12 protein-coding genes and 1 pseudogene are annotated in these 13,170 nt (G+C 67.7%); 3 read left to right on the top strand and 10 right to left on the bottom strand.

The genetic code is table 11. The annotated features are described in order from the left end of the window. Positions 1–25 precede the first annotated feature (25 nt). Together LDO86_RS00475 and LDO86_RS00470 are read left to right on the top strand one after the other, a co-directional pair. Entirely contained in the window at positions 26–2,395 is a 2,370-nt protein-coding gene (locus LDO86_RS00475; RefSeq protein ID WP_224084496.1) for an excinuclease ABC subunit UvrA, read from the top strand. 21 nt (positions 2,396–2,416) lie between these two features. Beyond that, positions 2,417–2,989 (top strand): MOSC domain-containing protein, encoded by a 573-nt coding sequence (locus LDO86_RS00470; protein WP_056389528.1) that lies wholly within the window; start codon positions 2,417–2,419, stop codon positions 2,987–2,989. A 30-nt stretch (positions 2,990–3,019) separates the two neighbouring features. Here LDO86_RS00470 and LDO86_RS00465 read toward each other — a convergent pair. The 8 genes and pseudogenes from LDO86_RS00465 to LDO86_RS00430 all read right to left on the bottom strand — a co-directional run bounded on the left by LDO86_RS00465 (position 3,020) and on the right by LDO86_RS00430 (position 10,234). Further along, positions 3,020–4,004: pseudogene (locus LDO86_RS00465) on the bottom strand (cyclase family protein). Next, positions 4,001–4,255, bottom strand: a complete 255-nt coding sequence (locus LDO86_RS00460; RefSeq protein ID WP_224084184.1) for a hypothetical protein — start codon at positions 4,253–4,255, stop codon at positions 4,001–4,003. Before LDO86_RS00460 ends, LDO86_RS00465 begins: the two are co-directional and overlap by 4 nt. A gap of 10 nt (positions 4,256–4,265) precedes the next feature. Then, positions 4,266–5,603, bottom strand: a complete 1,338-nt coding sequence (locus tag LDO86_RS00455) for a TRAP transporter large permease subunit (protein ID WP_223993224.1) — start codon at positions 5,601–5,603, stop codon at positions 4,266–4,268. A gap of 78 nt (positions 5,604–5,681) precedes the next feature. After that, on the bottom strand, positions 5,682–6,461 hold the full coding sequence (locus tag LDO86_RS00450; RefSeq protein WP_224084183.1) for an NAD(P)-dependent oxidoreductase: 780 nt from the start codon (positions 6,459–6,461) through the stop codon (positions 5,682–5,684). Between the two features lie 35 nt (positions 6,462–6,496). Continuing rightward, positions 6,497–7,126: a methyltransferase gene (locus LDO86_RS00445; RefSeq protein WP_018770363.1), complete on the bottom strand. Its 630-nt coding sequence runs from the start codon at positions 7,124–7,126 to the stop codon at positions 6,497–6,499. 30 nt (positions 7,127–7,156) lie between these two features. Further along, positions 7,157–8,164 (bottom strand): tripartite tricarboxylate transporter substrate binding protein, encoded by a 1,008-nt coding sequence (locus LDO86_RS00440; RefSeq protein ID WP_134164818.1) that lies wholly within the window; start codon positions 8,162–8,164, stop codon positions 7,157–7,159. 61 nt (positions 8,165–8,225) lie between these two features. Continuing rightward, positions 8,226–9,728, bottom strand: coding sequence for a tripartite tricarboxylate transporter permease (locus tag LDO86_RS00435; RefSeq protein ID WP_018770365.1), 1,503 nt, complete (start codon positions 9,726–9,728; stop codon positions 8,226–8,228). Positions 9,729–9,730: 2 nt separating this feature from the next. Continuing rightward, positions 9,731–10,234 (bottom strand): tripartite tricarboxylate transporter TctB family protein, encoded by a 504-nt coding sequence (locus LDO86_RS00430; protein ID WP_018770366.1) that lies wholly within the window; start codon positions 10,232–10,234, stop codon positions 9,731–9,733. 117 nt (positions 10,235–10,351) lie between these two features. On the opposite strand from LDO86_RS00430, the gene LDO86_RS00425 reads away from it, so the two are divergent. Continuing rightward, entirely contained in the window at positions 10,352–11,152 is an 801-nt protein-coding gene (locus tag LDO86_RS00425) for an IclR family transcriptional regulator (RefSeq protein ID WP_026265941.1), read from the top strand. A gap of 157 nt (positions 11,153–11,309) precedes the next feature. On the opposite strand, the gene LDO86_RS00420 is transcribed toward LDO86_RS00425, so the two are convergent. Together LDO86_RS00420 and LDO86_RS00415 are read right to left on the bottom strand one after the other, a co-directional pair. Beyond that, positions 11,310–12,482: an MFS transporter gene (locus tag LDO86_RS00420; protein WP_224084182.1), complete on the bottom strand. Its 1,173-nt coding sequence runs from the start codon at positions 12,480–12,482 to the stop codon at positions 11,310–11,312. Continuing rightward, positions 12,479–13,144 (bottom strand): GntR family transcriptional regulator, encoded by a 666-nt coding sequence (locus tag LDO86_RS00415; RefSeq protein ID WP_224084181.1) that lies wholly within the window; start codon positions 13,142–13,144, stop codon positions 12,479–12,481. Before LDO86_RS00415 ends, LDO86_RS00420 begins: the two co-directional genes overlap by 4 nt. Positions 13,145–13,170 lie beyond the last annotated feature (26 nt).

The following is a 13,170-nucleotide window of genomic DNA, read 5'->3' as shown; positions in this document are numbered from 1 at the left end:
CACGGACATCACCACCGATGAGGGCATGGCCACGAAAGCCGGGACCTATATCGCCGACACCCACGACCTGATCCGCGTCCAGGGGGCGCGGGAGAACAACCTCAAGGACATCAGCCTTGAGCTGCCCAAGCGGCGGCTCACGGCATTCACCGGTGTGTCCGGCTCAGGCAAAAGCTCCCTGGTTTTCGCCACCATCGCCGCCGAATCGCAGCGCATGATCAACGAGACCTATAGCGCGTTCGTACAGGGCTTCATGCCCAACCTGGCCCGCCCCGACGTGGACCGGCTGGAGGGACTGACCACCGCCATCATCGTGGACCAGGAACGGATGGGCGCCAACCCGCGCTCCACCGTGGGCACCGCCACCGACGCCAACGCCATGCTGCGCATCCTGTTCAGCCGTTTGGGCAAACCCTACGTCGGCCCGCCCACCGCGTTCTCCTTCAACGTTCCCACCCGCAAGGCCAGCGGCATCATGAGCACCGAAAAGGGCGGCCGGGTGGAAAAGAACGTGGTCCGCCAGGTCACCTACCTGGGCGGCATGTGCCCCCGCTGTGAGGGCATGGGCAACATCAGCGACATTGACCGGACCGCCCTCTACGACGAGTCGAAGTCCCTCGCCGAAGGCGCGCTCACCGTCCCCGGCTACTCCATGGACGGCTGGTACGGGCGCCTGTTCGAAGGCATGGGCCTGCCCATGGACAAGCCCATCGCCACGTTCACCAAGAAGCAGCTGGAGACGATGCTTTACGCCGAGCCCACCAAGATCAAGGTGGAGGGCGTCAACCTCACGTTCGAGGGCATCATCCCCAAAATCCAAAAGTCCATGCTCTCCAAGGACGTGGAGGCCATGCAGCCGCACGTGAAGAGGTTCGTGGAACGCACGGTCACGTTCGCCACCTGCCCCGACTGCGGCGGGACGCGGCTCACCCCGGAAGTGCTCAACGCACGGATCAACGGCAAGAACATCGCGGACCTCTGCACCATGCAGATCAGTGACCTGGCGCAGTGGATCCGCGACCTGGACGAGCCCTCCGTCCGTCCCCTGCTCATCGGGCTGCGGGACCTCCTCGATTCCTTTGCCGAAATCGGCCTGGGCTACCTCTCCTTGGACCGCCCGGCCGGCACCCTCTCCGGCGGCGAGGCGCAGCGGACCAAGATGATCCGCCACCTGGGTTCCTCCCTCACCGATGTCACCTACGTCTTCGACGAGCCCAGCATCGGCCTGCACCCGCACGACATCGAGCGGATGAACACCCTCCTGCTGCAGCTTCGGGACAAAGGCAACACCGTCCTGGTGGTGGAGCACAAGCCGGAGATGATCGCCATCGCCGACCACGTCGTCGACCTCGGCCCCAAGGCCGGCACCGGCGGCGGCGAGATTGTCTACGAGGGCGACGTCGACGGGCTGCGTTCCAGCGGCACCATCACCGGGCGCCACCTGGACGACCGGGCCCGGCTGAAGGATTCGTTCCGCGAACGCAGCGGGGCACTCGAAGTCCGCGGGGCCTCGACGAACAACCTGCGCAACGTGGACGTGGACGTCCCGCTGGGAGTGCTGTGCGTGGTGACGGGCGTGGCCGGGTCCGGGAAGAGCTCGCTGATCCACGGCTCACTGGCCAGGCGCGAGGGCGTGATCGTGATCGACCAGGGCGCCATCAAGGGATCCCGGCGCAGCAACCCGGCCACCTACACCGGGCTGCTGGAGCCCATCCGCAAGGCGTTCGCCAAGGCCAACGGCGTGAAGCCGGCGCTGTTCAGCTCCAACTCCGAGGGCGCCTGCCCCACCTGCAACGGCGCGGGCGTGATCTTCACCGAGCTGGGTGTCATGGCCACGGTCGAGTCCACCTGCGAGGACTGCGAGGGGCGCCGCTTCCAGCCCGCCGTCCTCGAATACACGCTGGGCGGGCAGAACATTGCCGACGTGCTGGACATGTCCGTGGACGCGGCCCTTGCCTATTTTGCCGGGGGCGAGGCCAAGACCCCGGCCGCCCACAAAGTCCTCGAACGCCTGGCGGACGTCGGCCTGGGCTACATCACCCTCGGCCAGCCGCTGACCACCCTGTCCGGCGGCGAGCGCCAGCGGCTCAAGCTGGCCACGCAGATGGCGGAGACCGGTGACACCTACATCCTGGACGAGCCAACGGTGGGCCTGCACCTGGCCGACGTCGAACAGCTCCTGGGCCTGCTGGACCGGCTGGTGGATTCCGGCAAGTCGGTTATCGTCATCGAGCACCACCAGGCCGTGATGGCGCATGCTGACTGGATCATCGACATCGGTCCGGGCGCAGGGCACGACGGCGGCAGGATCGTCTTCGAGGGCACGCCGGCCGAGCTGGTGGCCGGGCGGGCGACGCTCACCGGGCAGCACCTGGCCACGTACGTGGGTGGCTGAACGCTGGCCTACGCTGGGCCTATGCCCGAAACCTACCGCTATGACGTCGAGATCCTGCACCTGCTGGTGTCGCCCGCGCACGCCTATTTCGGACGCGCCCGGGACGGCGCGGCGGACGTTCCCACCACTGATGCGCAGACGGCAGAGGTGGTGGCCGGCAAGGGCATCGTGGGCGACAGGTTCTTCGGGAAGGCCGCCCACATGGACGCGGCGGTGACCCTGTTCGCCGTCGAATCCCTTGAGGCCATCGCCGCGGAGCTTGGCGCCGGGCCGTTCAATCCCCTGTTGACCCGGCGGAACGTGGTGCTCCGCGGAGCGCAGCTGGCTCCCCTGCTGGGGCAGGACTTTGCGCTGGAGTCCGGCGGCTCGGCTGTTTCGTTCCATGGCGGCCGGCACGCCCAACCGTGCGCGTGGATGAACGGGATGCTGGCACCGGGGGCGCACCCGGCCATGCGGGGCCGCGGCGGCATCCGCTGCCGTGCCCTGTCCAGCGGATTGCTGCACCGGGGTCCGGCCGTGCTGGTCAGCCCGGTGCCGCTGGACCCGGCCCAGGCGGGCCGGGCGAGCCTGCTGCGGCCGTCGCGGCTTCCCTAGGAGGGCGTCCGACGGCGCCCCTTCCTCACGTCACGTGATGGCGGTGGCGTTGGCCGGGGAGCCCGTGCCCCCGGTGATGTTCAGCGGCTTAATGGTGATGAAGGCGTCCCATCTGCCGGTGCTGCGCATATGCCGGGCGAGCGGTCCCAGCTTCCATAGTTCCCCGAGTGGCAGGCCGAGTTTGGCCAGGAGCTGCTGGTGCATCATGCCGTTGTCGTTGGCGGCCGAATGCCGGTAGGGGCTGTCCGGGACCGCGGGCAGGCACTCGAGGGCGAAGTTGTCGGCGGCGAGGACGGCAAAGCGGTTATCCCACGCCCAGGCGGCAAACTCCCGGGACTGCGCCATGCCTGAGGCCTTCCGGCTTTGGCGGATGCGCTGCTTGTCCTCCGCGGACAGACCCAGAAACCATTCGCACCAGCCTGTATGGAGCATGAGGATATCCCCGGGCTGGGTGCAGAGGGACCGGGCCTTCAAGGCGGACTCCACCAGGTCCAGGGTGAGTGGTTCCCCGCCCGCGTGGTCGATGGGCTCCCCTGCTTCGTCCCGGTGACCCTCGAGGTCCACCAGCACGCCCCTGCCGGTAATCGGGTTTTCCGCCCATTTCCTGGATGCCGAGGTCCGGGGTGCCCTCGGTGATCCGGTCATCCGGGGTGCCGTTGTAGAAACCGACATCATCGGCCCGGCGGTGCCTGAGCCCGTCAATCTGGGTTGACCCCTGAAGGTAGTACCCGTCCAGGTAGTCGTCCCGGTGCGCCGGGTGCGAGGAGTAGATGGTGTGCCGCGGGGCGCCGCGCTTGAGGGACATCCCGGGATCGAAGGCGTCAGCCGGGTAGTCCAGGCCGAACACCGTTCCGGTGCGGATGCACTGCCGGGCATCCAGCACACCTTGGGGTGTAATGAACGACGGCGTCCCGCGGCTCTGGTGCGGAAAGAGGCCCCAGGAGGTGCCGGCCAGGCGGCCCTCCCTTTGCAGCAGACCTTCAAAATCCGGATATATTCCTTCAGCGGCATTCACCGTGCACCGGCCTTCTGGTGCTGCTCCTGGGGCTGGCGGCGCTTGTAGCTGAGCAGGAACCCGGCAACGGCGCAGACGGATGCAGCGATGCAGATGGGTGTCTTGATGGCGTCATTGAGCAGGGTGAGCCACTGGGCCTGCCCCGCAACCAGGCCAATGGCCTGGCCGAGGACGAACAGGATGCCCCCGCCCAGGAGTGCGGCGAGCGTCAGGACGAAGAGGACTTCGATGGCCCTTCGGATGGTGTTCATGGAATGTTTCCTAGATTGGCAGGATGCCGAGGATGATCAGGACGCCGATGCCCAGCAGCGGCAGGGCGTAATGGGTCAGCAGGCGGGCAAAGGTCTTGAGCGGGTCCACGTCAGCGATGCCGCAGGCCACGTACAGCGGGGCGCCGCCGGGCGGGACCGCCGCTTCGCAGGACGAGAACACCAGCACGGCCACGGCCGCGGTGGTGGCCGGAACCCCGGCGGCCACCAGGGTTGCCACTCCCACCGTCCCCACGGCGGCCATGGTGGCGGTGGCGGACAGCGGGGCCGCCACCGCGATGACGATCAGGCCGATCAGGATGGCCAGCAGCCACAGCGGCAGGTTCATCCCGTTCAGGAGCGAGGTCATCTGCTTGGGCAGGCCGGTGGCAGCCAGGGCGTTGGCGCCGGCGAAGGCGAACACCACGGTGACGCCCACGATTCCAAACCGCGGAGCGGATTCCCGGAGCAGCGCCCACCAGCCGCGCCCGTCGCGGGGCAGCGTTTTCCTGCCCAGCAGGAGACCGGTGATGATGAGGACCACCGGGATCCAGACGATGACGCTGACCGACTTGGTAACGTCCCCGCCCGTCCACTCCGACAGGCTCTTGGCGATGGCGCCGGTGGTGATGACCAGCGGGACGGCCACCACGACGAACAGCAGCAGGGTGGCCCAGCCGCGGCCGAACGCCGAGCGGACGGACAGGCGGTGCGCGGCGTCCAGCGGGGTCATCCCGCTCTTGCGGACCAGCAGCCAAGTGACCACCAGCCGGTGCAGGAAGCACCACAGTCCGCCGAACAGCAGGGGCAGGACCAGTGCGTTGATGTCCAGCAGCGGTCCCACGGTGGCGGAACCGACCAGGACGAACATCGAGGCGCTGAACGGGAATGTGATGCCCATGCCGGCGTTCCCCGCCACCAGCGTGGCTGCTGACGGTTTGTCCAGCCTGGACTTCTCCATCCAGGGAATGGTCACCGAGCCCACCGTGGCGGCGATGGCCGCCTGGTTGTGGACCACGCCGCCGAGGCCTGCGGAGGCCACCGTGGAGACCCAGGCCGGCCCGCCCTTGACCCCGCCGATCAGGGAGTTCAGCAGGTCGATCAGCCGGTCCAGCACGCCGGCCTTGTCCAGCAGGTAGCCCATGAAGACGAACGCCATGGTGGCGTACACGATCTCGTCGGTGATGGCAGAGTACAGGGCGTCCCAGCCGATTGCCGCTGCTGCGGCACCGGTGAAGGGAAGGACGGCCAGGAAGCCAAGGATCATGGCTTCGCCCACGCTCCGCTTGAAGGCCGTGGTCCAGAGCAGGATGACGGCAAGGTAGGCGCCGAGTGCCCAAATGCCGATCATGATGCTGCTCCTGACGGCAAGATGCCGGTTGTTGTGGTCACGTGTATTACCCGTTCCTGATTGTGCCTGACTGCGCGGTCAGCGCAAGGCCGGCTCCGAGGTCTGCGCCATACGGGCCAGCGCGGCGGCGGAGGCGTTGGTCATCTCGGCGGGGACACCCAGGTCCGAGAGGTAGCTTGCGGTGTCCTGCATCTCCTTGGAGCGGCGCACGGCGTGCTTGGCGGTGCCCGTCAGGAACCGGTCGATCACGGCCTGCCCGTCGCCGGCCAGCTGACCGGCGATCTGGGCGCGGATCCACTCCTCGAGGCCGGCCGCCCGGCCGGCCGTCACAGCTTCCACCACCACAGATGCCAGGCCCTTCATCAGGACGCTGCGCAGCAGTTTGTGCGCCATCGCCGCCCCCGGGCCGCCGTCGGTGATTTCAACATCAACTCCCAGCGGCCGCAGCAGGTCGGCCACGGCCTGGGCGCCGGGGCCACTCACCATCAGGGGTGTCTTCTCGCCCAACGCCGCGACCGGTCCCAGGATGGCGACATCGGCAAAGGCGGCCTTGCCGGGAAGCTGCCCCAGTTCCTGCATGGTAGCCGGTGAGGACGACGTGAAGTCGGCGTAGACGCTGCCGCTGGCAAGGACCGGAAGGCACTCCTGTGCCACGCTGCGGGCCGCGGCAGCGCCGGTCATCACCAGGACGATGTCTGCACCGGTGCATGCTTCGGCGGCTGTTGCTGCCCGGGTTACTCCCTGCGGCGTACTGGGGGCCACCGGATCGAAGCCGGTAACCGTGTGGCCGGCGGCGGTCAGGGCCGCGGCGTAGGTGGCTCCGGCTTCGCCGAGGCCGATGACGGTGCACGCTGTCATGGTTTGCTCTGTTCTTTCTTGGCTTTGGTGAAGGTTCAGTTGCGGGCGGCGACGATGGCCTGGCGGCGGCTGGTTTCGTCCGCGAAGACCGCTTCGGCGGCATCGGCGACGGCGGCAGCCTGTTCCCGGGGGATGACCACCACGCCGTCCGAGTCGCCGACGATGACGTCGCCGGGCAGGACGGGGACGCCGCCGAACGCGAGGGCGGTTCCCAGCCGGAAGGGACCGTCCTTGTAGGGGCCCGCCGGCGAAGTAGCCCTCGCAAAGACGGGCATGCCAATCTCTGCCAGCGCCCCGGCGTCGCGGGCTGCTCCGTCCAGCGCGAATCCCGCGACACCAAGGTTGATGGCGCGCTCCCCGATCAGTTCGCCCAGCAGGGCGCGGGATTCATCGCCGCCCCCTGCCACCACAATGACGTCTCCGGGACGGGCCAGCTGCAGGGCGGCGTGGATGCCCTTGTTGTCTCCGGGGCGGGTCCACACCGTAAACGCCGGGCCGGCGAGCTTTGCGCCCGGCCAGACCGCCTGGATGGCGGAGTCCGCCACCCCAAGCCGGTCCATGGCGTCGCCGATATTGGCCGCGGGAAGCTTGCCGAGCCTTTCCACGATGTCGCTGCTGGGACGTGCGAAATCAGCGCCGATGGCGTCAATGGCAGGAGTTGTCATGATGGGTCTTTCCGTTCCGGGCAGTGGGGGTCAGTCTTTTTTCTGGACCAGCGGGAGGACTTCCTTGAAGTCCTCTTCCTGGCCGGCCCAGAACGTCTTGTAGTCGGCGCCGTTGAGGTAGCTGGTCTGCAGGCCCAGGTCCTTCATCTTCTGCACCACGGTGGGGTCCTCGATGGCCTTCTGGATGGCGGCCTCGAGCTTCTTGGCCACATCAGCGGGCAGGCCGGCCGGGGCGGAGTAGCCGCGGGCGGTTCCCGCCGTCAGGTCATAGCCGGATTCCTTGAAGGTGGGGATCTCCGGCAGGGAGGGTGCGCGTTCCGCGGACATGACGCCCAGCACCCGCGCTTTGCCCTGCTTGGTGAGGTCGTTCACGTCGCTGACGTTCGCCACCAGCACGTCCACGTGCTTTCCGAGGAACGCGGTGGTTGCCTGCGACGCGCCTTCGGAGAAGTGGACCGGGGCGAACTCGGAACCCGTGGCCTGCTGGATCTGGGCCAGGGCAAAGTGCTCGCCGGTCTGAAGCCCGGTGGTGCTGGCGGTCATGGACTTGGGCTTGGCCTTGACCGCTTCCAGGAGGTCCTTCAGCGTCTGGTACGGGCTGTCCGGCTGGACGGCGATGACCGTGGGATCGATGACCTGGCGGCCCAGGGGCTGGAAGCTGTCCCGGGTGTACTTGGCGCCGCGGGACGGGTCCAGGGGCGAGACGACCACGGACGGCGAGCCGGTGGCGCCGATGGTGTAGCCGTCCGGCTTGGCGCTGGTGAGCTGGGTGTAGCCGATCTGGCCGCCGGCGCCGGGCTTGTTGATGACCTCGACGTTGGTTCCGAGTTCCTTCTCGAGAACGGGCTGGATGAGCCGCGCGGCTGTGTCCACGGCACCGCCGGAACCGAACGCGACCACGAGGTCGATGGACTTGCCCTTTTTCGGGAAGTCGCTGGCGGCATTGTTGTTGGTGGCGCCGGCATTGGCGCCGCAGCCGGTGAGGCCGATCAGGGAGGCCGCGGCAAGGGCGGCGGTGAGGCGGAGGCGGGTTTTCATAGGTCTTCTCCTTTGAAGGGGTGCGGGTTCAGGTGTGCGGGTTCAGGTGTGCGGGTGGGGTTTAGGTTTCGGGGTCTTCGGTAAGAGCCTTGGGCTTGCGGAGCTTGAGCAGCGGGCTGATGACAATCAGCAGGCCGATGCCGATCAGGACCGCGGAAATGGGACGGCTGGTGAAGATGCCGAAGTCGCCCTGGGAGATCTCCAGCGACTCACGGAGGGACCGCTCCATCAGGGGACCAAGGACCAGGGTCAGCACCATGGGCGCCAGCGGGATGTCCAGGTGGCGGAGGGCGAGGCCCAGGAGCCCGAAGCCGATCATCACGAAGACATCGAAGACGCTGAAGTTGATGGTGTAGGCGCCGATGACCATGAAGAGCAGGATCAGGGCCGTCAGGATTGTTGACGGGACACGGAGGATGGAGGTCCAGAGCCCCACGAGCGGGACGTTGAGCAGGAGCAGGATCAGGTTGCCGATGAAGAGGCTGGCGATGATGGCCCAGGCGATCTCGGAGTTCTCGGTGAAGAGGGTGGGTCCCGGTGTGAGGCCCTGCTGCAGGAAGGCGCCCATCAGCACGGCGATGGTGGGCGAGGCCGGGATGCCGAGCGTGAACAGCGGAATCAGGGCCGCGTTGGCGTGGGCATTGTTGGCCGTTTCGGGTCCGGCCACGCCTTCGATGGCACCCCTGCCCAGTTCGTGGCGGTGCCGGGAGAACTTCTTTTCCGCCCCGTAGGACAGCAGCGAGGACACCGACCCGGTCATGCCGGGGATGAGCCCCAGGCCGAAGCCGATGCCGGTGCCGCGGGCCATCGCCGGGGCGCTGCGCCGCCACTCCGTGGCGGTGGGCAGCAGCGAGCGCAGGTTGGGGGCGTGCACCGCCGCGGGCTGGTCGCCCTTGCGGTAGGACAGGAGTTCCGAGAGGCCGAAGACTCCGACGATGACGGCCACGAAGCTGACGCCGTCCAGGAGCCGGTCCATGCCGAAGGTGAAGCGTGGAGCACCGGCCACGGGGTCGATGCCCACCATGGAGATCAGCAGGCCCAGGGCGCCGGAGATGACGGCCTTGACCATGGATTTCCCGGCCAGGGCCACCAGGAGCGAGATGCCCACCACCATCAGGGCGAAGAATTCCGGCGGCCCGACCAGCAGGCCCAGTTCTCCCAGCGGCTTGGCTGCCGCCACCAGGCCGAGGGTGGCGATGGTTCCGCCAACGAAGGATCCGACGGCGGCGATGGTCAGCGCGGCGCCGGCCTTGCCCATCTTGGTCATGGCGTAGCCGTCGATGGTGGTGATGGCTGATGCTGCTTCGCCGGGGGTGTTGAGCAGCACGCTGGTGATGGTTCCCCCGTAGGCGGTGCCGTAGAAGATGGCACACAGCATGATGATCGCCCCGGTGGCGTCCATGTTCAGCGTGAGCGGGATCAGCAGGGCGACGCCTGCCACGGGCCCGATGCCGGGCAGCACGCCGATGATGGTGCCCAGGAGGCAGCCGAGGAAGGCGAACAGCAGGTTCTGCCAGGTCATGGCGGCCGCGAAGCCGTTGACCAGTTCGTTGAGGGTATCCACGTCTAGAGTCCGATCGCGTTAAGGAAGGGAAGGGCGGACACCGGCAGCGCGACGTTCAGGCCGTAGTTGAAGGCATAGAACGCTCCGAAGCTTCCGGCCACCGCGATGATCAGCGAGGACTTCCAGGTCCTGCGCCCGCGAAGTTTCAGGTGGTACAGCAGGAACAGGAACATGCTCAGCTGGAAGCCAAGCAGGTCCATGACGGCCGCAAGGATTACCAGGCTGGCAACGACGGCGATCACCAGGCCCCGGTCAACGCCGGCTGCGGTTTCGCTGGGGTTGCGGAGTTCCTGGAACAGCCAGAGGACGGCCATGGCGGCGAGGACTGCGCCCATGGCGAAGGGGAACAGGCCCGGGCCCGGGCCCAGGGAGGTCCAGAGTCCCAGGCCGATCGAGCTGGCCAGGACATAGACGCCGACGGCGGCGAACGCACCGATTCCTACCAGCACGCTGCGGGCCACCCGTACGGGACTTCCGGGTTTCGTCGTGACTGACTCCGTTGTCATGGATTTCCTTTTCACTGCGCGTCATTGCGTTTCACAGAATGAAACTATATTGCGTACTGAGAAATAGTGACAGCAGACACATCGGCTGTCAAGCGCAAGAAACTTACATAGAATGAAATGATGGCGATGACTTCCACTTCAGGCAGCCCGACGGAGGACAGCCCCAAGTCCTCGAACATGCGCTCCCTTTCCCGGGCCTTGGAGGTCTTCGCGGAACTGCAGCGGGCGGAACGCCCGCAGCGGCTCAGCGATCTTGCGCGGAACTGCGGCATGAGCCTGCCCACCACACTGAGGATCCTTCGGGTCCTGCAGGATTTCGGGATGGTGAGCCAGACGGACAAGTCCTACCGGATCGGCCCTGCCGTCCTCCCGGCCGCCAGGAGCTACCTGGAGAACGACCCCCTGGTGGTCTCTTCCCGGCCCGTCCTCCAGCAGCTGGCGACGCAGACCGGCCTCACCGCCTCCCTCTACACGCGCCTGGGTTATGAACGGATCCTGGTGGCCCGGGTGGATGGAGAGGCCCCGCTTCGCTATGACCTCCCGCTGGGCAAGCGGCTGCCCCTGACATCCGGTGCGGCCGGAAAGATCCTGCTGGCAACGGCCTCCGTGGAGGAACTGCAGGAGGCCGTGGAGGCCGCCATCGGAGCAGGCCATGAAGGCAAGGCCTTCACGCTCGGGGAGCTGCAGTCGCGGCTGCCCGCGGCGGATGCCGACTACGCGTATTCAGCCGACGAGCGCGCTTCAGGAGTGTTGTCGGTGGCTGTAGCCCTGCCCAGGAGGTCAGGACAGCCAACGGAATCAATTTCGCTGACCAGCCCCGTGGAGGCCGCCTCCGAGGACACGCTGAAGGTGGGCGTTCCGGAGCTGAAGCGGGCGGCAGCCAGGTTGGCGGAACTGCTTGAGGGCTCCGTCTACTGACGGCACCCGGGGAAACGGCCGGCAGGGAAAGCACACGACGGCGTCACGCACGGCGCGCTTTCGGGCCACCTGAGGTGGCCGTGGCCCCGGAAACGCGGGGTCCCGCCGTCGTCCATTCCTCCAAAGCATGCCCGGCGTGATGCGAGGGCATCCGCAGTCAGTCGAGCTGCACGCCCCGGAGCAGCAGGAGCGTCCCGCCCACCACAACCGCCGAGGCAAGGAAGACTCCACCCGCCCCCAGCCCGGCCGCCACGCCGCCGATGGCGCTCGGAAGGACCACCTGCCCCACCCGGTTGCCGGCGAGCCTCAGCGCCAGCGCCCTGCCCCGCTGCCCGGCCGGCGCCTGGGCCGACAGCCAGGACATGGTCAGCGGCTGGCCGATGCCGAGCCCCAGCCCGAGCAATGCCATGACGGCAAACAGCAGCCACAGGGGCATGGGGATTGCCAGCGCAGCCAGCGCAAACGTGGACAGGGCCAGGCTCACCACCAGCAACCTCATGCGGCCGATCCGCCGGGACACCCGGCCCAGCATGAGGCGGGAAACCATGGAGAACACGGCGCGTACCGTCAGCATGGCACCCACTGTTGCCACAGTGAGTCCGCGGTCGGCGCCGAGCGCGGGCAGGTAAACCACGGTCAGGTCCACCACGGCGAGGACGGTGGCGCTGGTGGCCAGCGCCCGGGCCACCCCGGGAGCCCTCAGCAGTGAGACGCCACTGGCGCTGCTGCCAGCGGACGCTCCCTTCTTCCTGCCGCCGCTGACGTGCGTCGATACGGCGAACGTGGCAGCGAACAGCACCAGGCTCATGACCACCGAGAGCAGGAAGATCGCCTGGGTGTCGGGCCGGACCGAGGCGCCGCCCACCAGCGCAATCGCCAGCGGTCCGAGGGCCTGCCCCAGGGAGGCGGCGAACGTCAGGTAGCCGAACGCGGAGTCCATCCGGGACGAGGCAGCATTATTGGCCACCACGGCCTGCTGCCCCACCACGCAGGCCAGTTGACCGGCACCAAGCAGCGCGGTTCCCGCCACCAGCGCCACGATCGACGAGCCCCACAGCAGCAGGAAGGCAGAGCAGGAAAGGACGACGGCGGCCCCGATCGCCATGAGCCGCCGCTCACCCAGGCGGTCCACCAGGGTGCCCGTGGGGACGGCAAGCAGCAGCGGAAACACCGCATAACTGGCAGCCAGCAGGCCCAGGGCGAAGTCCGGAACGTCCAGCTCCAATGCGCGGTAGGTGGCCGCCGGCCGGACCAGGAAGGTGACGGCCTGGATCAGCGCCGAGTGGACCAGGAGGGCAGAGGCCGAGCGGCGGCCCAGCTCGCCGATCATGAGCCGGGGACGCTGGTGCCGGACATGGCCTGGACGGCGGCGTCGCGGGCGCCCATGACATGGTCGAACGCCACCTTGGCTGCCTTCTCCGGGTCGCCGCCGGCCAGGGCAGCCACCAGGGTGCGGTGCTGGGCCAGGGCCTGGTCGCGCCGTTCCTGGGTGCTGTTGGTGAAGTGCCGGTACCGTTCCATGTGGCTTGAAATCTGGTTGTGGAAGCGGCGGGCCCAGGAGTTCCCGGCAATGCCCGCGATCTTTGCGTGCAGTGCCATGCCCTGCTGCATCGCGTCATCGGCGAACGCAACCATGGCCGCGTTGCGTTCAAGAATGCCTTCGAGGGCCTCGATGTCAGCCGGCGTTGCCTTCATGCAGGCATTGCGCGCCATGAGGGACTCCATGGCTGCGCGGACCTCGTAGAGTTCCGAAATGGCTGCCTCGTCCAGCGTGGGCACCAGCACGCCTCCGGTGGGCTGCTGTTCCAGCAGGCTCTCCGAAATGAGCCGCCGGATGGCCTCCCGGAGCGGTGTGCGGCTCACCTGCAGGGCCGAGGCCATTGCCGGCTCGTAGATGCGCTCCCCCGGCTTGAGCTCAAGGCTCAGGATCCGCCGTTTCAGCTCGGCGTAGACAACGTGTGCCCCGGTGTTCCGGGCAGGTGATTCGGCCATGGTGTACCTCCCCGGCCATCATACTT

Origin of the sequence: Arthrobacter sp. StoSoilB19 (assembly GCF_019977275.1) — a bacterium.
Classification (GTDB): domain Bacteria; phylum Actinomycetota; class Actinomycetes; order Actinomycetales; family Micrococcaceae; genus Arthrobacter.
This window is presented reverse-complemented; position numbering and strand designations above follow the sequence as displayed.